15 protein-coding genes and 1 pseudogene are annotated in these 22,912 nt (G+C 72.4%); 8 read left to right on the top strand and 8 right to left on the bottom strand.

Features of this window, described 5'->3' with window-relative positions:
• Window positions 1-226: 226 nt before the first annotated feature.
• Entirely contained in the window at window positions 227-907 is a 681-nt protein-coding gene (locus tag ACZ79I_RS30735) for a hypothetical protein (RefSeq protein ID WP_471501514.1), read from the top strand.
• A 35-nt stretch (window positions 908-942) separates the two neighbouring features.
• Here ACZ79I_RS30735 and ACZ79I_RS30730 read toward each other — a convergent pair.
• From ACZ79I_RS30730 to ACZ79I_RS30720, 3 genes and pseudogenes are all read right to left on the bottom strand, one after another.
• Window positions 943-1,618 (bottom strand): annotated as a pseudogene (locus tag ACZ79I_RS30730) (DUF4142 domain-containing protein).
• A gap of 422 nt (window positions 1,619-2,040) precedes the next feature.
• Window positions 2,041-3,720: a chloride channel protein gene (locus tag ACZ79I_RS30725; protein WP_471505320.1), complete on the bottom strand. Its 1,680-nt coding sequence runs from the start codon at window positions 3,718-3,720 to the stop codon at window positions 2,041-2,043.
• A 227-nt stretch (window positions 3,721-3,947) separates the two neighbouring features.
• On the bottom strand, window positions 3,948-4,661 hold the full coding sequence (locus ACZ79I_RS30720) for an LmeA family phospholipid-binding protein (RefSeq protein WP_471501512.1): 714 nt from the start codon (window positions 4,659-4,661) through the stop codon (window positions 3,948-3,950).
• Window positions 4,662-4,986: 325 nt separating this feature from the next.
• On the opposite strand from ACZ79I_RS30720, the gene ACZ79I_RS30715 reads away from it, so the two are divergent.
• Window positions 4,987-5,715, top strand: a complete 729-nt coding sequence (locus tag ACZ79I_RS30715; RefSeq protein ID WP_471501510.1) for a hypothetical protein — start codon at window positions 4,987-4,989, stop codon at window positions 5,713-5,715.
• Here the strand turns inward: ACZ79I_RS30715 and ACZ79I_RS30710 are convergent.
• Window positions 5,701-6,657 (bottom strand): hypothetical protein, encoded by a 957-nt coding sequence (locus tag ACZ79I_RS30710; RefSeq protein WP_471501508.1) that lies wholly within the window; start codon window positions 6,655-6,657, stop codon window positions 5,701-5,703. The genes ACZ79I_RS30715 and ACZ79I_RS30710 overlap by 15 nt on opposite strands.
• Before the next feature lie 803 nt (window positions 6,658-7,460).
• Here ACZ79I_RS30710 and ACZ79I_RS30705 point away from each other — a divergent pair.
• The 4 genes from ACZ79I_RS30705 to ACZ79I_RS30690 are packed head-to-tail and all read left to right on the top strand — an operon-like array spanning window position 7,461 to window position 15,593.
• Window positions 7,461-9,062: a TIGR02677 family protein gene (locus ACZ79I_RS30705; RefSeq protein WP_471501506.1), complete on the top strand. Its 1,602-nt coding sequence runs from the start codon at window positions 7,461-7,463 to the stop codon at window positions 9,060-9,062.
• The gene (locus tag ACZ79I_RS30700) at window positions 9,059-10,312 is read left to right on the top strand and encodes a TIGR02678 family protein (protein WP_471501504.1); all 1,254 of its coding nucleotides are present in this window, start codon (window positions 9,059-9,061) and stop codon (window positions 10,310-10,312) included. The genes ACZ79I_RS30705 and ACZ79I_RS30700 overlap by 4 nt, the downstream gene beginning before the upstream one ends.
• On the top strand, window positions 10,309-14,361 hold the full coding sequence (locus ACZ79I_RS30695; protein ID WP_471501502.1) for a TIGR02680 family protein: 4,053 nt from the start codon (window positions 10,309-10,311) through the stop codon (window positions 14,359-14,361). Before ACZ79I_RS30700 ends, ACZ79I_RS30695 begins: the two co-directional genes overlap by 4 nt.
• On the top strand, window positions 14,358-15,593 hold the full coding sequence (locus tag ACZ79I_RS30690) for a TIGR02679 family protein (protein WP_471501500.1): 1,236 nt from the start codon (window positions 14,358-14,360) through the stop codon (window positions 15,591-15,593). The genes ACZ79I_RS30695 and ACZ79I_RS30690 overlap by 4 nt, the downstream gene beginning before the upstream one ends.
• A 732-nt stretch (window positions 15,594-16,325) precedes the next feature.
• Here ACZ79I_RS30690 and msrB read toward each other — a convergent pair.
• The 4 genes from msrB to ACZ79I_RS30670 form a co-directional block, all read right to left on the bottom strand.
• A complete protein-coding gene (gene msrB / locus ACZ79I_RS30685; RefSeq protein WP_471501498.1) occupies window positions 16,326-16,733 on the bottom strand; it encodes a peptide-methionine (R)-S-oxide reductase MsrB in 408 nt (135 codons plus the stop codon).
• Between the two features lie 13 nt (window positions 16,734-16,746).
• Window positions 16,747-18,132 carry a UDP-N-acetylmuramate--L-alanine ligase gene (gene murC, locus ACZ79I_RS30680; protein WP_471501496.1) on the bottom strand — a complete coding sequence of 462 codons (1,386 nt, stop codon included), beginning with the start codon at window positions 18,130-18,132 and terminating at the stop codon, window positions 16,747-16,749.
• Between the two features lie 85 nt (window positions 18,133-18,217).
• Window positions 18,218-18,691 (bottom strand): indole-3-glycerol phosphate synthase, encoded by a 474-nt coding sequence (locus tag ACZ79I_RS30675; protein WP_471501494.1) that lies wholly within the window; start codon window positions 18,689-18,691, stop codon window positions 18,218-18,220.
• Window positions 18,692-18,925: 234 nt separating this feature from the next.
• Window positions 18,926-19,729 carry a pyrimidine reductase family protein gene (locus ACZ79I_RS30670; RefSeq protein ID WP_471501492.1) on the bottom strand — a complete coding sequence of 268 codons (804 nt, stop codon included), beginning with the start codon at window positions 19,727-19,729 and terminating at the stop codon, window positions 18,926-18,928.
• Between the two features lie 37 nt (window positions 19,730-19,766).
• On the opposite strand from ACZ79I_RS30670, the gene zapE reads away from it, so the two are divergent.
• Entirely contained in the window at window positions 19,767-20,867 is a 1,101-nt protein-coding gene (zapE, locus tag ACZ79I_RS30665) for a cell division protein ZapE (RefSeq protein WP_471501490.1), read from the top strand.
• A gap of 511 nt (window positions 20,868-21,378) precedes the next feature.
• Entirely contained in the window at window positions 21,379-22,863 is a 1,485-nt protein-coding gene (locus ACZ79I_RS30660; protein ID WP_471501488.1) for a SulP family inorganic anion transporter, read from the top strand.
• Window positions 22,864-22,912: the final 49 nt, after the last annotated feature.

Here is a 22,912-nt window from a genome sequence, read left to right as displayed (position 1 = left end):
CCGGCCTTCTCCAGCCCGCGGTCTTTTTGCATAATGCAAGCAACACGTGGAACGTGAGGCTTCGCAGCTGGACCACGATGCTTGCCGGCCCCACAGGTGTCCGCCGGACAGGTGTCCTCCTCCCCCGGCGGCAGCATGTGAAGCCGCAGACGGACGGGAACGACACTGGGGTGAGACGCGAGTGCGACGACGGCATCGGCTCCCGTCCGCGGCGGACACGCGTCTGATGGCGCATCTTCGGTCTGCGGTGTGGGGGCCTGCGGAGTTCGTCGGCCTGCCGCCGTGGTGGCTGATCGGCGAGGGGTTCCTCGCCGGGTTCCTCGCTGTCGGGGTGATCGTCGGCAGCACGCTGGTCGGCGCCTGGACCGGAAGACCCTCCCTGGCCGACGGCGAGGCCGGCCTCGTGTGCGCGGCCGCCCTCGCCCTGTATCTGGTTCTGGTGCGGGCCGGACGCGCGCTGATCGGCATCGTCGCGCTGCTGGGTGTGTGCCTGGCGCTCCAGGCCCCGCAGGCCGCGGCGGGCGTGGTGCTGGCGGAACGGGGGCGGGTGCAGTCCGTGGTGGTGACGGCGGTTCGGGAAGGTGGGGTGAGGGCCGACGGGCACGACCGCTACCTGTGCTCCGTGGAGGACCGCAACGGCGTACCACTCAAGGTCCGCATATGGCGAGGATGCCGGCAGACGACCCGCCCGGGAGACGCGCTGTCCGTCGTCTACGACCCCGAGGGGCATGTGCTCCCGCGCGGCGTGGAGGCCGGGGCAGGGGTGCCGGGGCCGCTGCGCGGCCTGGCCGGGTGGGCCGCCGCTCTCATGGCCGGGAGCATGGTCGCGGTCGTGCGCTCCTACCGGATGTCCGGGCCGTCCGACACCCTGACGCCTTCAGAGCGGGGCGGCGCCGATCGCAGCTGACCAGGCCGCCGGGGACGGTGCCGGAGCGGCGGTGTTCACGGGTTCCCCGTGGGCACCCCGTTCGTGGGTACACCGGGAGGCGGGCTGAGGACGACGACGGGTTCCCCCGACTGGGGCACGGGCGGGGTGACCTGGCCGGAGGGAAGCTTGGGCGGAGTGGTCTCCTAGAAGTCGACCTGGCCGAAGTTGACCAGGCCCGTGCGCTCCAGCACGGTGATGTGGTCCAGGACGATGTCGTTGGCCTGATCGGCCAGTCGGCGGACCAGAGTGTTGGTGGTGGTGGCGCGGATCTTGGCGATGGCCGGGAAGATCTGCCCGTGCGTCACCCGCAGGATGTTGGCCAGGTCGGTGTCGAACTGCTTCCCGGTGTCCGACTTCAGGGGCACCACGAAGCCCTGTTGCTGGGGGGGTGGGCTGGTTGGGCAGGGTGATGCCCAGTTCGGGTGCGATCCTGCGGCAGGTGGCGTCGAGCGCCGAGTGCCCGATCACCAGGTGCTGACCGGCGGTGCGGACGGCCGGGGTCGTGCCCTTCTGCAGGGCCATCTCTCCGGAGGGGAACTCCCACAGCCCGGCGGAGCGCACCTTGACGACGAAGTCGCGGTCGGCCTCGGTGAGCGGGCCGTAACGGGTGTTGGCGATCACGCGTGCGGTGTTGGTGCTCAGCGCGCCGCCCACGAAGACGGTTCCTGCCATGGTGCGTGATATGCGCATGCTGCCTCCCGTTGCGGACAGCATGGACGTCCGGGGGTACGGATGCACCGCATGCCGGAACCTTTGCCCCAGGTAAAGATTGCGTGATGCCAAGCACAAGCGGCCGGTTCACGCCGCTCGCGATGGTTCGCACCGGCCCGCGCCGACGACCGCCAGGGGCCGCGGTGCGGTCCTCACGCCTGACGCAGGCGGACCGATGCGACCCGTCCCGGCCGCATGATGCGGATGGTGCGACTCTCGCAGGCCGGGCAGCGTGGAGAGGTCAGGGGCGAGGGCACGCGCCTGCCGTCCAGGTGGTACGCGGCGCTGATCCGGGCGCGCTCGCCCAGGGTCACATCGATGTCATACGCGGCTTCCCAGCCGTGTCCGCAGTCGAGACACGCGAAGGAGCGGGCGCGGCGAACACGGACGGCCGCCGGGCATCAGGCGGAGGCGTGGACCGCGCGGAGCGCGCTTTGGTGGCTGAGCCAACCGACCGGTGTGCCGTGCGCGGAGTCCAGTACCGGCACTCCGGTGCCCGCCGCCGAGATGAGAGTGCGCAGGGCTTGGGAGAGGGGTTGGTCCGCCGCCACCGACGCGGGCGGTTCGGCGAGTTGCCCGACGAGCGTCGGCGCTGCCTCTGGTTGTTCGGCAAGGGCTTCGGCCACTGCCTGGGCGGTGACGATGCCGACGTACGCGCCGGCGTCGTCGACCACCGGCAGCGCACCGTGGCCGGACAGGCTCAGCAGGTCGGCGGCGTCCGCGAGCGAGGTGGACGCCGGCAGGGGCGAGGGCAGGGGTTCCATGACGGTGCCGACGCGCTGGGAGCCAATCTGCGCGCCGGAGGCGGGGCCTTCGAGATCGATGCCGCGTCGGCGCAGCTTGAGCGTGTAGATGGTGTCGCGGGTCAGCAGGCGGCTGGTGGCGGTGGCGAGCACGATCGCGAGCATCAGCGGCAGGATGATCGAGTACTCGCCGGTGAGCTCGAAGAGGATGACCACAGCGGTGATCGGTGCGCGGGCCGCGCCGGCGAAGACGGCGCCCATCCCGATCAGGGCGTACGCGCCCGCTGCGCCGGCCGACTGGGGCAGCAGATGGTGGACGCCCACTCCGTAGGCCGAGCCGAGCATGGCCCCGACGAACAGGCTGGGGGCGAACACCCCGCCCGAGCCGCCGATGCCGATGGTCAGGCTGGTCGCCAGCATCTTGCCCGCCAGCAGCAACAGCAGGAAGCCGACCGCGTACCCGCCGTGGGTCGCCTTCTGCAGCACCGGGTAACCGACCCCGTACATCTCGGGCAGGGCGAGCAGCACCAGGCCGAGTGCCACCCCGCCGACCGCGGGGCGCAGCCACTCCGGGCCGCGCCAGATCCAGTCGCAGGCGTCCTCGATCAGGTACAGGAACCGTGAGAAGCCCACTCCGACAGCGGCGGCGACGATGCCGAGCAGCGCGAACAGGCCGTACTGGGTGAGATGGTCGACGTGGAAGTCCGGCAGGCGCAGGAAGACGGCGTCACCGAAGGCGGCGCGTCCGATCACGCTCGCCGTCACGCTGGCCAGTACCGTCGCGCCGAACGCCTCCGCGCTGAAGGTGCCCAGGATCAGTTCCATGGCGAAGAAGACCCCGGCCAGCGGGGCGTTGAACGTCGCGGCGATGCCGGCCGCCGCGCCGCAGGCTACCAGGAGCTTCATCCGCCCTTCGGTCACCTTGGTCACACGGCCGAGGGTGGAGCCGAGCGCGGAGCCGATCTGCACGATGGGTCCCTCGCGGCCCACGGAGCCGCCCGAGCCGATGGTCAGCGCGGAGGCGAGCGTCTTGACCAGGGCGACCTTCGGACTGATACGGCCGCCGCGCTGGGTGACGGCCAGCATCACCTCGGGGACCCCGTGGCCGCGCGCCTCCTTGGCGAACCGGTTCACCAGCGGTCCGTACAGCAGGCCGCCGAGCACCGGGGCGAGGAGCACGAAGTACGGGCCGAGCCACGGCGCGTGCGGATTGCCCGTGCCGGGGGAGGCCGCGTAGTCGGCATGGCCGGAGAAGAGACGGGTGAAGGTCTCGATGCACCACCGGAAGACCACCGAGCCGACACCGGCTCCCGCGCCGACGACCACGGCGAGCGCCATCAGGGTCCAGGAGGCGGAACGCAGAGCCGCGAACGCCTGCGCAGGCATGAGGTCGCTCGTCTCAGGGCTTGTCGTCCGTTCCGTTCGCTTCGTGTCCTTGGCCGCCTCGATGGCACGCATCACTTCCCCCTCCTTAGTTTTGCATTATGCAAAACATGTCAAGGGGGCGCCAGGGCACCGGTTCAGCGTGGCGTCCCGAGCCGCCGCTCCCGCTCGGCGGGACGGGCTCATCCCGTGAAGCGCGAAGAGCCGAGGTTCACCTGATGACCGACCATGCCGATCTCGACCCCGTCGGCGGTGGCGCGCGCCGACGTGAAGCCGACGCCTTCCGGGAGCCGGACCCGCCACACGGCCGACGCCCGTTCGGCGCCGGGTACGTTCAGGGAGAGTTCCGTGCCCTGGGCCAGGAGTGTGCCCGTGCTGTTCAGGGCCGTCCCGCCGGCCGTGCCGGTGACCTTGACGCGTGCCGCCTGACCGGCCGACCCCGGGGCCTGTGACACCCTGACCGACCCCCCGTTGCCCGCCAACCGCGTCACCACACCGGACAGTTCCTCGTACGACAGGGTCAGCGTGCCGGTGGCGAGGTTCGCCTCCGCACGACGTGCCGTCAGTGATGTCACCCTCACACCCCGCAGGTCGAGCCGGAGTCGCTCGATGTGCAGGTAGCCGCCCGGGGCGTTGCTCGTGGTGCTGACGAAGAACCGCTGCGCCGTCAGCTTGACGTGGCTGAAGTCTTCGGCGAACGCCTGCGTCAGAAAGGGGAAGCCTTCGATCGACACGTCCAGACGGCCGTCGGTGGTGTTGCCGTAGCCGTACTTCTCCTTGACGAGCTGAGCGGCCTCGTCGTTCGCGTAGTGCACGCAGACGCGGTCGGCGACCGTGAAGAGCACGGCCAGCACCACAACCGTGATCGCCAAGACCTTGACCCAGCGACGTTTCATCCCGATCCTCCTGTGGCGCCCCGTGGTGACGTCCGTACCCCCGCGCGTGATCCGCGGCACGCGGAGCAATCATGCACGACCGGCTGCGCGAGGATGTTTCCCGGGTCCGCGGTGGTGATCCTCTCCTTCCTCGCGAGCAATGTGCTGTGCGGTGAGACCAGCCTGGAGGCGTCGTCGGTACGGGAGCCTGCAAGCCCGCAGTCGGAGCCGCCCTCCCGGCTGCGTGCTGATCACCCAGGGCCCGTTCTTCCCGGGACGACGGGAGCCGAGCGGTGCGGCCGCCGCTCGCACTTGACGTGCGAACCATGTACTAACGTTCGCTTCCGTGAGAAGCCATCTGCGCATATGGATCGCACTGGCGCTGTCCGCCGCCGGTCTCACCACCCTGGTGGACAGGCTCGCTCCCACAGCACACGTCCTTGCGGTCCTGCGCGACTGGTGGCCCCTCGCCCTCGTGGCCCTGGGACTCGGCGGCGCCCTCCGCCTTCTCCTCGCCACCAAGAACGTCCTCCGCGGTCCCCTGGCCGTCGCCCTCGTCGGCGGGCTGCTCCTCCTCCTGACCCGTGACCCCTTCCCCGACTCCGTCCACCGTTATCTGTGGCCACTGGTCCTGCTTCTCGCAGGCACGTTCATGCTCGTCGGCATGGCGATCGCGAAGCCCTCCGCCGACGGGCTGCTCGTGACGCGCCTGGTCTCGGTGGCGGAGGCGAGGAGGGTCGTATGGCCGCGCGGAGAGTTCTCCCTCGCTACGGTCATGGCGGTCGCCAGCGGGTGTGTGATCGACCTGCGGGGAGCGGAACTCCACCAAACCGTCGACAGCAACGGCAGGGTCGGACGCGAGGCCAGACTCGACGTGACGGCCGTGCTCAGCGGGATCGACATAGTGGTCCCGGCGGACTGGGATCTGAAGGTCGAACGCTACTCCGCCCGTTGGCGCCGACCGCGGCCGCTCGATCCCGGTCCACCGGCGAAGCCGACCCTCCACGTCAAGGGGCTCTCGCTGCTCGGCGGGATCGAGATCCGCACCTCTGACGGTACGTCAGGAACCGCCTGAGCCGCTCTGCCCGCCGGAGCCGCTGTCGCCGGTGTCGTACGTGAGCGAGCGGGGCCGTGGAGTGTCGTCGTCCCGGGACCAGTAGGCCATGAGCCGCTTGTTGAGCGCGCGTTCCTTCGCCGTGTCGGCCGGAAGACCGAGGTTCATCTCCTGCAACAGCTTCAACCGGTAGACGTCGAACACGGCCGCAACCGATTCCCCGTATGTCGTGGCCGCATGGACGGAAGCCCGGTAAGCACACCACGACAGCACGGCGAAGAGCGCCGGAAGCACCAGCCACCGGGGGTGCAACAGCAGCAGCCCGGTCGTGGCGGCCGAGGTGAGAGCGAAGGAGAGGCACAGCCGGGCTGCGGTGTCGAGCTGGTTGCGGTCGTCCGAGATCGAGCGCAGCACGTCTTGGGGAAGGACGTAGTACAGGCGGGGCCATGCCAGCAGGGCGTCGAGGTCGTAGGGGCGGCCGGCCCGTTCCTCCGCCGCGCGAAGCCGGTTGCCCAGGGTGGTGGGCAGCACGGGCGCTTGGTGTGGCATGAGAGCGAGCCGGAACCGCGCGATCTCGGTGCTCGGGTCTTCGGGCAGGTGGTCCTTCTGCCAAGCAAGCCTGGATCTGCGGTTCTCGTGCACCCATGTGCCCAGCCGGGCCAGCGGCCCAAGCGGGCCTGTGGGGCTGACATAACCTTCCAGCAGCCGGATGGAGGCGAGTTCGAGCGGCTGCAGCAGCAACCCGGCGATGAGCGCGCCGGCTGTTGCGACCACGGCACCGGTCCAGCCGTATGAACGGGCATTGTCGAGAAGCCGGTGCATGCCGGGGGCGTGGGAAGGCGCACCGCCGAGGACCAGCGCGACCACCACGGTGATGAGCAGGGCGGAGGGAAGGATGTTCACGAACTTCAGCCTGGGGGTGAGGTCGGCGTCCACGACTCCCAGCGCACCCAGTTGGCTCATCCGTTCTCCTCATGACTGGCACAGCGAAAGAAGGACGCATGGTGACGCGCCTCGTCGTAGCTTTCGATGTACGTTTCCTTCGTGCACTCGGGCTCCGGGCACTTCACGTCCAGGTCCCGGTCACCGTGCTCGGCCGGTTCGCGGGTGCTCAGACCGTGATCCAGACAGTGGTCACGGGCCGTGGGATGGAGCAGGAACCGGGCCCAGCGGCACCCCTCAGCCGTACAGATCCACAGGCGCGCGTCCGCGAGAGGCCAGGGGTGGCCTGGCATCTTGCCTCCCGAGAACCTCATCTGGAGGCGTAAGAGCAACCGCACCGCCGTGAGCGGCCCCGGTCTGAGCGACGGCATCTGAGTCCCCCTGCGCGGGAAGGACGGGAGACCTCGAAGGTAGGCCCCGCAGTGCCATCGCGTCGAGGGGACGGCAGAGGCGTGGGACTTCTTCATGTGATGCGGCTCCGCGCCCTTGATCCGGCCCACAGGCGGACGGCCCGGGGTGGGCCCCGACATCGACAAGGCGTCGATGGCACTCAACTCGTCGGGCCGGCATGCCGCTGGGCCACTCGCACCAGTGACACCATCACGACAGCCTCCGTGTCGCGCGGGTCGTAGAAGCTCGGCCAGCCGCTGTGCTTCTCGCATGCACACTCATCGGTGACGCATCGGGCCCTTCCTGTCAGTTCGCCAAGGCCAGTGCAGCCGCATGCCTCGTCCGGGTGACGGACCGCTCCGCGGCCAGTTCCGGCCCCGGGCCGGCATGTACCGGCGCGGATGCTGAGCCCCTCGCCGTACTCTGGTCGGGACATGACCAGGACAGGAACAGGAGGCGGCGAGGTCGGGGTGGATCAGGCACTGCGGGTTCCGGCCGACATGTTCCGGTTCACGACGGGCGAGCGGGCGCCGCTGTACAGCGCGATCCTGCGTGCCTTCGGGGAGGCGAACGAGCGGCTGGTGACCGCGCTGTCCCTCGACGAGGTGCGCGAACGCCTGCGCGGTGTGGGCTGGTTCGACGCGCTCGGCGACGAGGATCTGGTGGCGGCCCTGCGGCAGCTGCGGGAGTGGCGGCTGCTGGACGCCGTACAGAATCACGCGGGCAACTACCGCACGGCCGAGGAGTACGAGCGACGGAACCTGCAGTACTCCCTGACCCGCCGCGGCGAGGCCGCGTTCGCCGGAGTGCAGCACGCGCTGGCCGTGCTCGCCTCGTCCGGTGCCCTGCAGACCGCTGTTCTGGACGCGATCGCCGAACGGCTGCACGCCCTGGCGGCGCTGCTCACGGATCCCTCCTCGGGCGACCGGCAGGTCTTCACGACGCTGCAGGAGCTGGAAGGGCACCTGGACGCGCTGCGCTCCAACACCAGGCAGTTCAACGGCGAACTGCAGCGACTGCTGCACGCCGACGGCGCGGACATGGGCGTCTTCCGCGAGGTCAAGGCGGCGACCGTGGCGTATCTGCAGGAGTTCCTCAGCCACCTCGACCAGCGCGCGCACGCCGTCGCCGCGGCGGTGGCCCGCGTCGAGGAACTGGGCGTGGACGTGCTGCACGGGCGTGCGATGGCCGGGGCCGAGCTCCCGCCGCTCGCGGGCAGTGACCCGGCGCCCGCCTGGCTGCAGGCGCGGCGGGCCCGCTGGGAGGGGCTGCGTGCCTGGTTCCTGCCGGAGGACGGTGCCCCGGCCCGGGTGGAGCAGCTGCACCATGTGGCGCGCCGGGCGATCGTGACGCTGCTGCAGGTCCTGGACCGGATCAACCAGGCCCGGCTGAGGGCGTCGAGCGCCGCTGAGGACTTCCGGGAGCTGGCCCGCTGGTTCGCCCTCGCCCCGGCGGAGGAGGACCTGCACATGCTGTGGGCGACGGCGTTCGGGCTCGGCTCCGCCCGCCACGCCCACCTCGTCCACCCCGACCCCGAGGTCGTGCCCGCCTCGATGGGCTGGGGCGAGGCCCCGCCGGTCGAGGTGTCGGCACTGCTGCGCTCCAGCGGACGTACGGAGCGGTTCACGCGGACGGGCCGGGTGCGCGACGTGGCAGCGGTGAAGGCCGCCCGCGCGGAGCGGGCCAGGGCGGAGCGGGCCGAGCTGGAGGCCGCCTGGGATCTGCTCGGCACTTCGGCGCCGGTGCGTCTGTCACACTTCGGGGAGCTGGACCACCGGGTGTTCGAGCGGCTCCTCGATCTGCTGGGGCGGGCCCTGGCGGTGCGCTCCGACCCCGAAGGGCTGCGGCGCGCGGTCACCGGGGACGGCCGGGTGGAGGTGCTGCTCCGCCCGCCGGACGGGCCGGGCCGAGCGGTCCTGCGCACCACGCACGGGCGGTTGACGGCCCCGGACTACGTGGTCGAGATCCGCCCGGCGGGCGGAGCGCCGCATCGCAGACCCGGCGGGGGTCTTCAGTCGGAGCGCAGAGCCGGATGAGCAACCTTGCCAACCAACTGGTCGTCGCCGAGCGTGAGGAGGTGGCCCGGGGTATCCGCACCCTGCTGGCCCGTCCGCTGCTCACCGAAAAGGACGACCCGGTCGCCTTCGACCTGGTGCGCCGCCGCCGCGAGCCGCTGACCCGGTGGTTCGACTACACGCTCGGCTGGCCGCTCGTGGTCGAGGCCCGCCAGGGCTACGCCCGCCTGTCCAAGGTCCGCACGTATGGCACCGCGGCCGGCGGGGACCGTCCGGCCCTCCGCCTGCGGTCGGGCCGAGCCCCGCTGGACCGCCGCCGCTACGTGCTGCTCTGCGTCACCTGTGCCGAGTTGTTGTCGGTGCCGGTGACGACCGTGGGGCTGCTCGCCGACCGGGTGGCACGGGCGCTGTCCGCCGACGAGGCACTGCCCGCGTTCGACACCGCGCAGCGCGGCGAGCGGATGGCGTTCGTCGACGTCCTGCGTCTGCTGGAGTCCTACGGGGCGGTCACGGTGCTCGACGGGGCGACCGAGTCGTACACGGAGTCGGCCGACGCGAAAGTGCTGTACCGCGTGCAGGCGAGTGTGCTGGTGCGACTGCTCGCGGCACCGGGCAGTCCCTCCCGGATCTCCGCCGCGACCGGGACCGGTTCCGGCGAGATACCAGGGAATTTCGGGGAGTTGCTGACCGCACTGACCAAGGAGCGGCGGTACGGCAGCGGAGAGGAGGAGGCGTCGGCGGCGCAGCACACACTGTGGCTGCGGCACACGGTGCTGCGCCGGCTCTTCGACGATCCGGTCGTGTACCGGGAAGAGTTGACGGACGCTCAGCTCGGTTATCTGTCCTCGCTGACGGGACGGCAGGTCATGCGGCGGGCCGCCGAGCAGGCGGGGTTCGTGCTGGAGGAGCGTGCCGAGGGCTGGCTGCTGGCCGACCCGGAGGCCGTGGCCACGGACGAGAAGTTCCCGGACGACTCCTCGCACGCCAAGGTCGCCGCCCTGCTCCTGCTCGACGCAATCGGTGAGACGGCCGACGGCTGCTCCGCCGCACGGCTGGCCGTCGAGGCGGAGGGCCTCCTTGCCCGTTTCCCGGCCTGGGGCAAGGCGTATCGCTCCGAGGACGGCGCCGCGCGGCTGGCCGAGGACGCCGTACGGGTCCTGGTCCGGTTCGGTCTCGCGCACAGCGACGCGGGCAGGGTCACCGCCCGTCCCGGCGCGGCGCGTTACCGGCTGTCGGGCATCGACCAGCGTGACGAAAGGACCGGGCGATGACGGTGACCGAGCTGGCCGGGGTCCCCGGCTCGCGCCGCCAGGAGGCGGGGCGCTGGCGCCCGTCGCGGGCCGGTGTGCTCAACGTGTGGCGGTACTACGACGAGGTGTTCACCTTCCACCGGGGACGCCTGCTGCTGCGCGGGCCCAACGGCACGGGCAAGTCGAAGGCGCTGGAGGTGCTGCTGCCCTTCCTGTTCGACGCGAGTCTGAAGCCCAACCGGCTGTCCACGTTCGGCGGCAGCGAGCGCACCATGCACTGGAACCTCATGGGCGAGGGCGCCGCAGGCGTCACCCGGGTCGGCTACGTGTGGCTGGAGTTCCGCACTGACACGGCCGACGGCCCCCGATGGTTCACCATCGGGGCACGACTCCAGGCCACCTCACGTACGACGTCGGTCGGCGTCGACTTCTTCACCGTACGGGCCCGTATCGCCCCGGACGACGGGCTGCCGCTGGTGGGCGAGGCGGGACAGCCGCTGTCCGTGGCCGCCCTGAAGGAGGCGCTGGCCGGTCGCGGCGAGGTGCACGACACGGCCGCCGACTACCGGGCGGCGGTGCGGCAGACGCTGTTCCCCGGGCTGCCCGAGCAGCGGTACGACGCCCTGATCACCGCACTGCTGCAGCTGCGTACCCCGAAACTCTCCGAGCGGCTCGACCCATCCCTGCTGTCCACGCTGCTCTCGCGCGCCCTGCCGCCACTGGACCGCGACGAGATATCCGAACTGGCCGACGGCTTCGAGCGGTTGGACCGTCGGCGGGAGGAACTGGCGCGCATGGACGAGCGGGTGGAGGCCGCCGGGCGGCTCGCCGCACGCCAGCGCGCGTACGCCCAGCGCGTCCTGCGGGCCCGCGCCGCCGAACTGATCTCCGCGACCACGGAGATGGACAACCGCACCCGCAGCGCCCGCGAGACCGAGGATGCCTTCGAGCGCGCGGTCACCGAACGAGCCGTGGCAGAACGGCAGTTGACCGAGGTACAGGAGCTGGCCGGGGAGCTGGTGTCCCGGATCGAGGTACTGACCGACTCGGAGGAGTACCGCCAAGGCCGTGAACTGGACCGGCTGCGCCGCCAGGCCGGCCAGGCCCGGGCCACCGCTCAGGAGCGGCGCGCCGCGGCGGACGCGGCACAGGCCGAGGCGGAGGAGGAGGCGGGCCGCGCGGCTCAGGCCCGTCGGGAGGCCGACGCCCAGCAGGGCCGGGCACGCGCCGCCGAGGAGGAGACCTGGCAGGCCGCGCGGGCGGCCGGTCTCACCACGGCCTGCGCCGAGACGGCGACGGTGCTCGCGGACGGCGAGGTCAACCGTGCCCGGCAGCTCATCTCCGGCGCGGTGCGCGGCCGGCTCGGGCAGATCGCCGAGGTGCGGGGCACGGTGGAGACGCACCGGGGCGCACTGCGGGCCCGGACGGCGGCCGAGGAGGCCCTGGAGGTGACGCGGGCGGCGCTGGCCGAGGCGAGCACTCGGCGAGAGGTGACGGCCGGGACGTACGCGACGGAGGTCGAGGCGCAGGCCGTACGGCTGGAGGAGTGGGCGCGCGGCTGCACGGAGCTGCGCTTCGGCGAGGCCGCCGTCCGGGAGCTGGCGGAGCAGGCTGCCTCCGAGGCCGAGGTGCTGGCGATCTCGGAGGCCGTGGCACGTTCCGTGGAAAGGGAGTTGACCACCGCCGAGACCATAGCGGGGCAGCGCCACCAGATCCTCGTCGCCGAGCGTGCATCGGCAGCCGAGAAGGCGGCCCGCCTGGAGGCGACGACCGATCTGCCGCCTGAGCCGCCGCGCACCCGCACTGCCGACCGCAGCGCACTGCCAGGGGCTCCCCTGTGGCGGCTGGTCGCCTTCCACGACACCGTACCGACCGCCCAACAGGCCGCCGTCGAGGCCGCCTTGGAGGCGTCGGGGCTGCTGGACGCCTGGGTCGGACCGTTCGGCGGGCTGGTGGCCGTCGGGCACGACACGTTCGCGGAGGCGGAGTGGTCCCCGGCGGCCGTGACCGGCCGGAACCTGACGGAGGTCCTGCGGCCGGAGCCCGACGCCCCCGTACATGCCGCGCGGATCGAGCGGCTGCTGTCCTCGATCGCGTACGGCGACACGCTCCCGGACGGCCCGGCGGCCGCCGTCGGTGCGGACGGCACCTGGCGGCTCGCCGCCGTGACCGGCAGCTGGGCCAAGCCCGAGTCGGCCCACATCGGAGCCGCGGCACGCGAGCGCGCCCGCCGTCGCCGTATCGATGAACTCGTCGCCCGCATCAAGGAGTCGGACGCATCGATCCGGTCCTGCGAGACCGATATCGCGCTGCTCGCCGACCGCCGCCGCACCCTGGACCTGGAGCGGCACGGCCGCCCCGGCCACGGTCCGGTGACCGCGGCCCGCCGTGCGCTGGACCGGGCCGAGGCGGATGCCGCCGCCCGCGACGACGCCGTACGAACCGCCACCGCGGTGCTCGCCGGCCGTGAGCGCGAGGTGGCCCTGGCCCGGCAGGCCCTCGACGCGCTCGCCGCGGAACACGGCCTGCCCGCCGACGAGAAGGCCCTGAGCCGGCTCGTCGAGCACACCGAGACGCTGCGCGAGGCGGCGGACCAGTGGCTGCTGGCCTCGGTGCGGCTGGCCGCCCTGCTCAACGCTGCCGCCGAGGTCGACAGGCGTGCCGAGCGCGCGGGACGCGGCGCCGAGGAACGCGAGGCCGAGACCCGGAGAGCGGAGGCCGAGGTGGGCTCCCTCACGGCCGCCCTGGAAGAGGCGGAGCGCACCGCGGGCGCTCAGTACGAGGACGTCCTCACCCGTATCGAGGAACTGCGCACCGAGGCCGGCCGGCTCGAACGCACCGGTCGGCAGCTGAACCAGACGCTCCTCGAACTGGCCACGATCATCGGCTCGTTGGACAGCCAGCGCACCACTGCGGCCGAGCAGCGCGATGCGGCGATCACCGTCCGCGACACGGCCGCCGAACGGCTGCGCCGCTGCCTGGCGCTCGGTCTGGGCACCGACGCCGACCTGGACGGAGTCGTGTTGGCACCCGACGCGAAGGTGACGGCCACACTGGAGGCCGCGCGGGCGACCGCCGCTCGCTTCTCCGCCGTACCGCACTCCCCCAAGAACATCGCGGACGCCCTGGAGCGCCTGGCCGAGACCCGGTACGCCACCGCCGAGACGATCGGCGAGCGCGCCGACGTCCATCTGGAGGCGCAGGAGGACCTGCACGTCCTCACCGCCTCGGTCGACGGCACGCTGCTGGGCGCGTCCGGTCTGCTCGCCGCGCTGGCCGAGGAACGCGACCGCGGGCAGGACGACATCACTGCCGGGGAGCGCGGCCTGTTCGACCGGATCCTGACCGGGGACACCCGGCGGCATCTCGCCTCCCGCATCCGGCAGGCGAACGAGCTGGTCGACACCATGAACGCCCGCCTGGAGCGGGTGCGCACCGCCTCCCGGGTCGCCGTGCAGCTCGTGTGGCAGGTCGACCCCGCGCTGCCGCCCGGCACCCGCGCCGCCCGCGACCTGCTGCTGAAGGACCCGGTCCGGCTCACCGACGCCGACCACGAGGCGCTGCACCGGTTCTTTCGCGAACGCATCGAGGAGGCCAGGGCGAGCCAGACGGCGGGCAGCTGGGAGGAACAACTCGCGCAGGTCCTCGATTACACGGCCTGGCACCAGTTCGTGGTCCGGCTCGACCGGGCCAGCAGCCACGGCTGGCAGCTGCTGACGAAGAAGCTGCACGGGGCTCTGTCGGGTGGCGAGAAGGCCATCGCGCTGCATCTGCCGCTGTTCGCGGCGGTCGCCGCGCACTATCACGCGGTGCCCGAGGCGCCCCGGCTGATCCTGCTCGACGAGGTGTTCGTCGGCGTCGACGCCACCAACCGGGGGCAGGTCTTCGCTCTGCTGTGCTCCCTCGACCTGGACCTGCTGCTCACCTCCGACCACGAGTGGTGCACCTACCGTGAACTCGACGGCATCGCCGTCCACCAGCTGATCACCGACAAGGACGACGACGCCGTGACCACCGCCCGCTTCGTGTGGGACGGCACCGGGCTGCTGCCGGACGAGGCCCCGGCATGAGCCGCCGGGCCCGACATGAGCTCGACCGCCCCGAACTCGCGGCCCTGTGGCGGGCGGTGCACGACCGGCTGTCCTCGGGCCGCCCGGTCAGCCGTGTGACGGTCGGCCCGCTCGACCTCCCGGCCCGGGAGGCGCTCGCCGATCTGCTCGGCCTGGACCGACTGCCCGACGCCCGTACGACGGTGCCGCTGGCCCGCCTGGACGAGGCGCTGCTCGCCGGCGTCGGCGCGGACAGCCGGGCCGTGGCCGAGGCCGTCCTCGGCCCGCTGGGCGACCGCGCGGCGGACCGGGAGGCCGACCGCGCCGACCGCGCCGCGCTGTGGCAGTGGCTGGAGTCCCATCCCGTGGTCACGGCCCAGCCCGCGCTCGCCCCGTGGACGGCACACCTGCGCCGCTCGGGCCTCGTACGGGGCTCGGTCGACGCAACCCGCCTCCTCCTGCGGGACGCCCTGGCCGTCCTCTCGGCCCTCCCCGCCCCCGGTGATCCGCTGCCGGTGTTCGCGGCCGCCCGCCTGGGCGACGCCCATGCCCTGGACGACGGCACCCGGCTGGCCGGCGTGGTGCTGCGCGCCCTGGCCGCCCTGCACGGCACCGACCCGTCCGCCTCTGCCGCCGACCGCCGGGCCCTGTGGAGCAGGGCCGGCATCGCCGACGACGCCCTGTCCACCACCGCCCTGACAGCCGGCCTGCGCCCCGCCGGCACCGGCCCGGTAGCCCGCGCCCTCACCGCGTACGCGGAAGCCGGCCACGCCACGCGCCTCACCCTGGCTCAGCTCCGCGACCCCGGCGACCTGCGACTGCGTCCGACGGCCGTCCATATCACCGAGAACCCGAGCATCCTCGCCCTGGCGCTGCGCCGCTACGGCCCCGCCTGCCCGCCCCTGGTGTGCACGGCGGGCTGGCCGAACAGCGCGGTTGTCCTTCTCCTGCGCCAACTCGCCGCCGCAGGCGCCCCGTTGCACTACCACGGCGACTTCGACGGCGAAGGCCTGCGCATCGCCGCACACGTCCTCGCGGCCACGGGAGCGAGCACTTGGCGCATGTCCGCAGCCGACTACGGCTCGGCTCGCGCGCTCTTCCCGGCCGGCCCGCCGCCAGGCCGTCTCACCGACGCCCCCTGGGACCCGGACCTCATGCCCGCCCTGCGCCGGTGCGGCACGGCCGTCCTCGAAGAACACATGGCGGATACCCTCCTGGACGATCTGGAACCCTACGCCCGGCAACCCGGGTGACAGAGCAGTGTGATCCGGGCCTGGGGCCCGCCGCCCAGCACCGAACAAGTCCCGGCGAGTGCTCTCCGCCAGGCGATGAGTTCGCCTCCACCACGGTGGCAACAGCCGCTCTTGTGAGGTGCGGTACAGGATGGCGTGGCAGAAACCCACGGGAACCGGTGCTGCGCGGCGAGCACGGCGGGCGTGCTGCTCCGGGTAGTCCACCAACCGCTGTCCCACTCCTCGCCGTCGAGGGGCGAGCGGTATCCCCGGGCGGCAACGCCTTGGCTGCGGTACTGCCTGATGCCACCCTCTTCGGTCCGTTCGGCGGTCGGCCGGGGGGTTACCAACTGCTTGGTGGGGAGCGTGCACCAGGGTCCGAGGCCGCGGTACTCCTGAGGTCGTTCCGAGGACGAGCACGGGCACACGCCGCCGATTCGGCGGCAACTCGCGCGGGCCGGCGGCGATCTGTTCGCCCGCCGGATCCCCCGGCGTCAGAAGCGTCGTCCGACACGGCCGGCACCCGCACGAGCGCCGCCGGCCTGCGCTCGTTGCGTCGGCCGGAGGTGGCCCCGGCGCCGCCTGCGCGGGCCGGCTCGATGCAGCACCAGCCCGGCAAGCGCGCTCGTGACGGCCGTCAGACCGGACGAGCGATACCCCGAAGCCTCGACCACCGGCGCGACGTGACGTGACGATGCCCGCGCAGAACCCCCTGTTACGGGCATCATCCGGTCCATCGTCAGCTGATTGCGTTCATCCCTCGTCCGGCGTCAGCCGCAACGAGATCGAGTTGATGCAGTACCGCTGGTCCGTCGGCGTCGGATACCCCTCGCCCTCGAAGACATGGCCGAGGTGAGAACCACAACGAGCGCACCGCACCTCCGTCCGCACCATCCCGTGCGAATGGTCGGGCACGAGTTCCACGGCCTCCGTGTCGCGCGGGTCGTAGAAACTCGGCCAGCCGCAGGGGGACTCGAACTTCGTGTCGGAGGTGAAGAGTTCGGCGCCGCAGGCGCGGCAGGAGTAGACGCCCTCGGTCTTGGTGTCCGTGTACTCACCGCTGAACGCGGGCTCCGTGCCGGCCCGGCGCAGGACCGCGTACTCGGCCGGGGTCAGCTCCGCGCGCCACTGCTCGTCCGGCTTCTCGACGTCGTACGTCATGCGTGTCAGCCCCTCACTTCGGCAGACGGTCCAGGATCCGCGGGCCCAGGTCCGTGACGTCACCCGCGCCCATGGTGAGAACCAGGTCGCCGGGCTTGGCCATTCCCGCCACGGCCGCCGGGACCTCCTCCCGGTCGTGGACGGCCTGCACGTCCGCGCCGGCCGCCCGGGCCGCCTCGATGATCAGCTCGCTCGTCACGCCCGGGACCGGGTCCTCACGGGCCGGGTAGATGTCCATGACGACCGACGCGTCGGCCAGGGCCAGCGCCTCGCCCATCTCCTTGCCCAGTTCCTGGGTGCGGGAGAAGAGGTGGGGCTGGAAGACCACGAGGATGCGGCCCTCGGCGGCGGCCCGCATCGCCTCCAGGTCCGCGGTCATCTCGGTGGGGTGGTGCGCGTAGGAGTCGACGACCTGTACGCCGGCCGCCTCGCCCTTGAGCTGGAGGCGGCGCTTCACCCCGGTGTAGGCGGCCAGGGCCGGGGCCAGTTCCGCGGCCGGGACGCCCAGCGCGACGCCCGCCGCCAGCGCGGCCACGGCGTTCTGCGCGTAGTGGCGGCCGGGGACGGAGACCGTGAAGGTCCGCTCCGAGCCGTCCAGGTCCACCGTCACCCGGCTCTTCAGGCCCTGCGGGACGATCGACAGGATGCGCACGTCGGCGGATTCCGACTCGCCGTACGTCACCGTCCGCACCGAGCCGTCCAGCCGCCGCGTCAGCTCGCGCGCGCCCTCGTGGTCCGCGGAGATCACCAGCGTGCCGCCGGGCACGATCCGCCCCGCGAAGGTCTGGAAGGACTCGTAGATCTCCTCCATGGACGCGTAGTTCGCGTGGTGGTCCAGCTCGACGTTGAGGACGATCGCGACCTCCGGGGCGTACGTGTGGAAGCTGCGGTCGCTCTCGTCGGCCTCCGCGACGAAGATCTCGCCGTCGCCGTGCAGGGCGTTCGAGCCGGGGGCGTCCAGGTCGCCGCCGATCGCGTACGACGGGTTCAGGCCCAGTTCGGTCAGGGACACCGCGAGCATCGACGTCGTGGTCGTCTTGCCGTGGGTGCCGGCGACCGCGATCGGGCGCAGGCCGTCCATCAGGCGGGCCAGGGCGTCGGAGCGGTGGACCACGGGAATGTTCCGTTCGGCCGCGCGCGCCAGCTCCGGGTTGTCCGCACGGATCGCGGAGGAGACGACGACGCAGGTGGCGTCGTCGGCGAGGTTCCCGGCCGCGTGCCCGATGTGCACCGTCACGCCCAGCGCCCGCAGGGCCGCGGCGGTCGGCGAGTCCTTCGCGTCGCTGCCCGCCACCTTCGCCCCGCGCTGCGCGAGGATCTTCGCGATGCCCGACATTCCGGCGCCGCCGATGCCGATGAAGTGCGGTCGGTCCATGGCGGTGGGGAGGCCGGGTGCCATGCATGTCTCCTGAGTGCTGGTACGGCGTGGGTTCAGCGGCCCAGCCTATGCCGTGGCACCGGGGATCATGTACACCGACGGCCCGCTACGCCTTGCGGTGCGAGAACAGCTTCAGCACCGGCACGCCCACCTTGTGCCGGGCCCTCGACGCCCAGTCCCGGTGGAAGAACTCCTCCACGTAGTGCGGGTCGGTCAGTACGAGCACCTCGTCCGCCTCGACCTCCTCGACCAGCGACTTGAGCGCGTCCAGGGGGTGGTCCTCGACGATGCGGCCCTCCGCCTCGCTGCCCGCCGCGCGCAGCGCGGACAGCGACACCTCCAGGGCCTGCCGTCCCAGGGCCGCGGCCTGCTCGCCCTCCGGGGTCTCCCGCTCGTGCGCCGCCTCGTCCAGCTCGCCCATGGCGATGTCGTCGATGGCCCGCAGCAGGCGGTCCGCCTGGTCGCCGCGGGGCTGCAGCAGGACGTGGAAGAAAACGGCTTCCTCCCCGTGCAACGTGGTGACGAACTCCACGTCGGCGGACGTGAGGGCCTTCTCGATCATCAGTACGCTCGTGAACACGACAGGCGCCCCTTTTCTCCTTCGAGGCCCGGGGCCTCTCTCCTCCGTGGGCCGTCGAGGCCCTGCGGAAACCATCCTGCCCCGTGAGGGCACGGGATCTGCGGCTTTTCAGTGTGCCCGCCACAGATCGAACGGAACGGGTAATTCCACGATGTCACGGATATACAGGCGCATATCGGAACAAACGGCCGTGACGGTCACGCTCCGTGCCGTCAGGTCCGGCGGTGACGGCCCTCAGGTCCGCTGGTAGCGGCCGAACAGGAACCCCTCGTCCTCCAGCAACGACACCAGCGCGAACCTCTTGGGCACCGCGACCGAGGGTCCCCCGGCGATCCGCTGCGCGTCGCCCGCCGTCAGCATCGGGGACACGGTCAGACACAGTTCGTCCAGCACCCCGGCGGCGACCAGCTGCCCCAGCAGGCGCGGGCCGCCCTCGGTCAGCAGCCGGGTCAGGCCGAGCTCCGCGAGGGCGCGGACGGCGCGGGCCGGCTCCACCCCCATGCCGTCCCCGGCGATCACCACCCGGGCGCCCGCCCGCTCGGCGGCCGCGACCCGGTCCGGCGCGGCCGCGGCCCCGGTGAGCAGAAGCGTGGGCACCAGGGGCGAGGTGAACAGCGGCAGCGAGAAGTCCAGCTCCAGGCTCGCGCTCACCACGGCGATCGCGGGCGCGGGGCCCTGCCCGGCCGCCTTCCGCAGCGCGGCGAAACCCTCACGCGCGCGGGCCGGGCGGTACCGCTCCTGCCGTACCGTCTCGGCGCCGACGATCACGGCGTCCGCGAGCCCCCGCAGCACGCCGAAGATCCGCATGTCGGCGGCGCCGGAGATGGGCTGGGAACGCCCCTCGTGCTGGGCGGCGCCGTCGAGCGTGGAGACCATGTTGGCGCGCAGCCAGGGCTCCCGGCCGCCGGGAGCGGGCTCGGGGTAGGCGTACGCCGCCGCCAGTTCCTCCAGGGTCCAGTCGCGGTCGACGAGACCGTCTCCGGGACGCGCGGCCGGCCGGGCCGCTGTCTCGTCGGTCACAGGGAACAGGCGTCGCATGCCGTGCAGTGTGTCACGGCCTTTAGAGTGGTGAACCGTGTCGTCTTCCACCGCCGCCTCCCGGACCGCACCGATAACCGAAGCGGCCCCGCTGTCCCTGTGCGCCCGTGAGCCGCACGTCCCCGCCGACCGGCTCGTGGCCGAGATGGTGCCGCCGCCGCGGTTCGACTCGGTCCGCTTCGCGACGTACATCCCGGACCCGGCCCGGCCCAGCCAGAGCGAGGCGGTGCGCGTGCTCGACGGCTTCGCCGCCGGTCTCGGCGGTGCGCAGGCGGCGCCCGCGCGGCGGTCGTTCTTCGGCTTCGGGAAGACGAAGGCCGCCACGGCGCCCGCCGGGCCCCGCGGTGTGTACCTCGACGGCGGCTACGGCGTCGGCAAGACCCACCTCCTGGCCTCCCTCTGGCACGCGGCCCCCGCCGAGCCCGCCCTCAAGGCGTTCGGCACCTTCGTGGAGCTGACGAACCTGGTCGGCGCCCTCGGCTTCCAGCAGACGGTCCGGACGCTCTCGGGCCACCGTCTGCTGTGCATCGACGAGTTCGAACTCGACGACCCCGGTGACACCGTCCTCGTCTCCACCCTGCTCGGCAAGCTCGTCGACGCGGGTGTCGCGCTCGCCGCCACCTCCAACACCCTGCCGGGCAGGCTCGGCGAGGGGCGCTTCGCCGCCGCCGACTTCCTGCGCGAGATCCAGGGCCTGTCGGCCCGCTTCCGCACGCTGCGCATCGACGGCGAGGACTACCGCCACCGCGGGCTGCCCGAGGCGCCGGCGCCGTACGGCGAGGAGCAGGTGACGAAGGCGGCGTACGCCACCGAGGGCGCCTCGCTCGACGACTTCTCGCACCTGCTGGAGCACCTCGCCCGGGTCCACCCGAGCCGGTACGGCGCGCTGACCGACGGGGTGCGGGCCGTGTGCCTGACCGGCGTCGGGCCGGTGCCGGACCAGTCGACGGCCCTGCGGCTCGTCGTGCTCGCGGACCGGCTCTACGACCGCGAGGTGCCGGTGCTCGCCTCCGGAGTGCCGTTCGACCGGCTGTTCGGCGAGGAGATGCTGAGGGGCGGCTACCGCAAGAAGTACTTCCGGGCCATCTCCCGCCTCACCGCCCTCGCCCGTGACGCCAAGGGCCTCGTCCCGGCGTAGCAGAGTCAAACACTCGTACGCCATCGACGAGTTCCGGTCATTCCCACCTCGGTTTTTGGGCTCTTCTTTACCCGCAGCGCAAAGCCGGCCCTGCAAACGGGCCGGCCGGGATACCGTGGTGCCGCGGCGGCCCCTCGGCGCACGCACCGAGGCCCACCGGCGGACGCCCCGAGCGGGGAGGGAGGCGCATGGTACGAGGTACGACGGTCCGGCTCGCCCCGACGATTCCCTCCGCCGTCCTTCCGGCCCCGTTGATCCCCGTTCCCGCCCCCGCCCCCGCCCCGCGTGCCGCCCGGCCCGTCCCCCCGCCGACATCCAGACCCCCCGCCGCTCCCGCGGCACTTCGGGTGTCCCGCCACTGAGCGGTTCACCGGGTACGGGCTGACCGCTCCCCTCCCTCACCCACGCCCCGTCGGCCGAGCGCGCCGACGCGGGGTCATGCCGTCGTACCCGCATCTGCCACGTTCTCGTACACCGACGCGCCGTCGGGCGCGCCAGGAGGAACTGACATATGCAGCCTCTCGTCGATCTCACCGTTGCCAGGCGGTTTCCGTATCTCAGGCAGGACGTCGCCGCCTCCCTGGTCGTGTTCCTGGTCGCGCTCCCGCTGTGCGTGGGCGTCGCCGTCGCCTCCGGCGTGCCCGCCGAACTCGGGCTGGTCACCGGCGTCGTGGGCGGCATCGTCACCGGGCTGATGCGCGGCAGCAGCCTCCAGGTCTCCGGGCCGGCGGCCGGGCTGACCGTGCTGGTCTTCGAGGCGGTCCGGGAGTTCGGGCTGCCGGTCCTCGGCGTGCTCGTGCTCGCCACCGGAGTGCTCCAGATCCTGCTGGGCGCGCTGAGGCTGGGGCGCTGGTTCCGGGCCATCTCGGTCTCCGTGGTGGAGGGCATGCTGGCCGGCATAGGTCTCGTCCTGATCGCCGGGCAGCTCTACTCCCTGGCCGGGTCCAGGGCCCCCGCCTCGGGCCTGCGGAAACTGGCGGGGCTGCCCTGGGTGCTCGCCGACGCCGCCACGAGCCCGCGCGCGCTCGCCTCGCTGGCGCTCGGCGCGGGCACCGTCGCCGTCCTCATGGCATGGCGGTGCGTGCCGCGCCGGGTGCGCTCGGTTCCCGGACCGCTCGCCGCCGTCGGTCTCGCCGCGCTCGTCGCCGCGGTGTCCGGCCTGCCGGTGGCCACGGTCGAGGTGCGGGGTCTGCTGGGCGCGGTCCAGCCGCCGCCGCTGGGCGCCTTCGGCGAGTCGGCCGGCGTGGGCCTGTTCGGCACGGTCGTCGCGTTCACCCTGATCGCGTCCGCCGAGTCGCTGTTCAGCGCGGCCGCCGTGGACCGGATGCACGACGGTCCGCGTACCGAGTACGACAGGGAACTGATGGCGCAGGGCGCGGGCAACACCGTCTGCGGGCTGCTCGGCGCGCTGCCCATGACCGCGGTGATCGTGCGCAGCGCGGCGAATGTGCACGCGGGCGCCAGGACCAGGGCGAGCCGGGTACTGCACGGCGTGTGGCTGCTGCTGTTCGCGGCGCTGCTCCCGTCCGCGCTGGCGTATCTGCCGGTCCCGGCCCTCGCGGGCGTCCTGGTGTACTCGGGCGCCAAGCTCATCCCCGTACGGGAGATCGTGGCACTGTGGCGCGAGTACCGGGGTGAGGCGCTGATCCTCGTGGTCACCGCGGTGTCCATCGTCGCCGTCGGGATGTTCGAGGGCGTGCTCATCGGTCTGGCGCTGTCCGTGGTGAAGACCGCGTGGCAGGCCTCGCACATCAAGCTGGAGGTCGTCGACAAGGGAGCGGGTCCCGTGCTGGCGTACCTGTCGGGCAACGCGACCTTCCTGCGGCTGCCGAAGATCCTCGACAGCCTGGAGGCGCTGCCGCGGGACCGGCCGGTCCGACTCGACCTGTCCGGGCTGCACCACCTGGACCACGCCGTCCGCAGGGCCCTGGTCGACTGGGCGCACCGGCACAGCGGGGACGGCACGGAGCCCGTACGGCTGACGCCCGGCCGCTGAAGGGCGGTACCGGTCGTCCCTCGCTTCCCCGTACCCGGGGGAATATCGT

Source organism: Streptomyces sp. PSU-S4-23, assembly GCF_055632315.1.
This window is presented reverse-complemented; position numbering and strand designations above follow the sequence as displayed.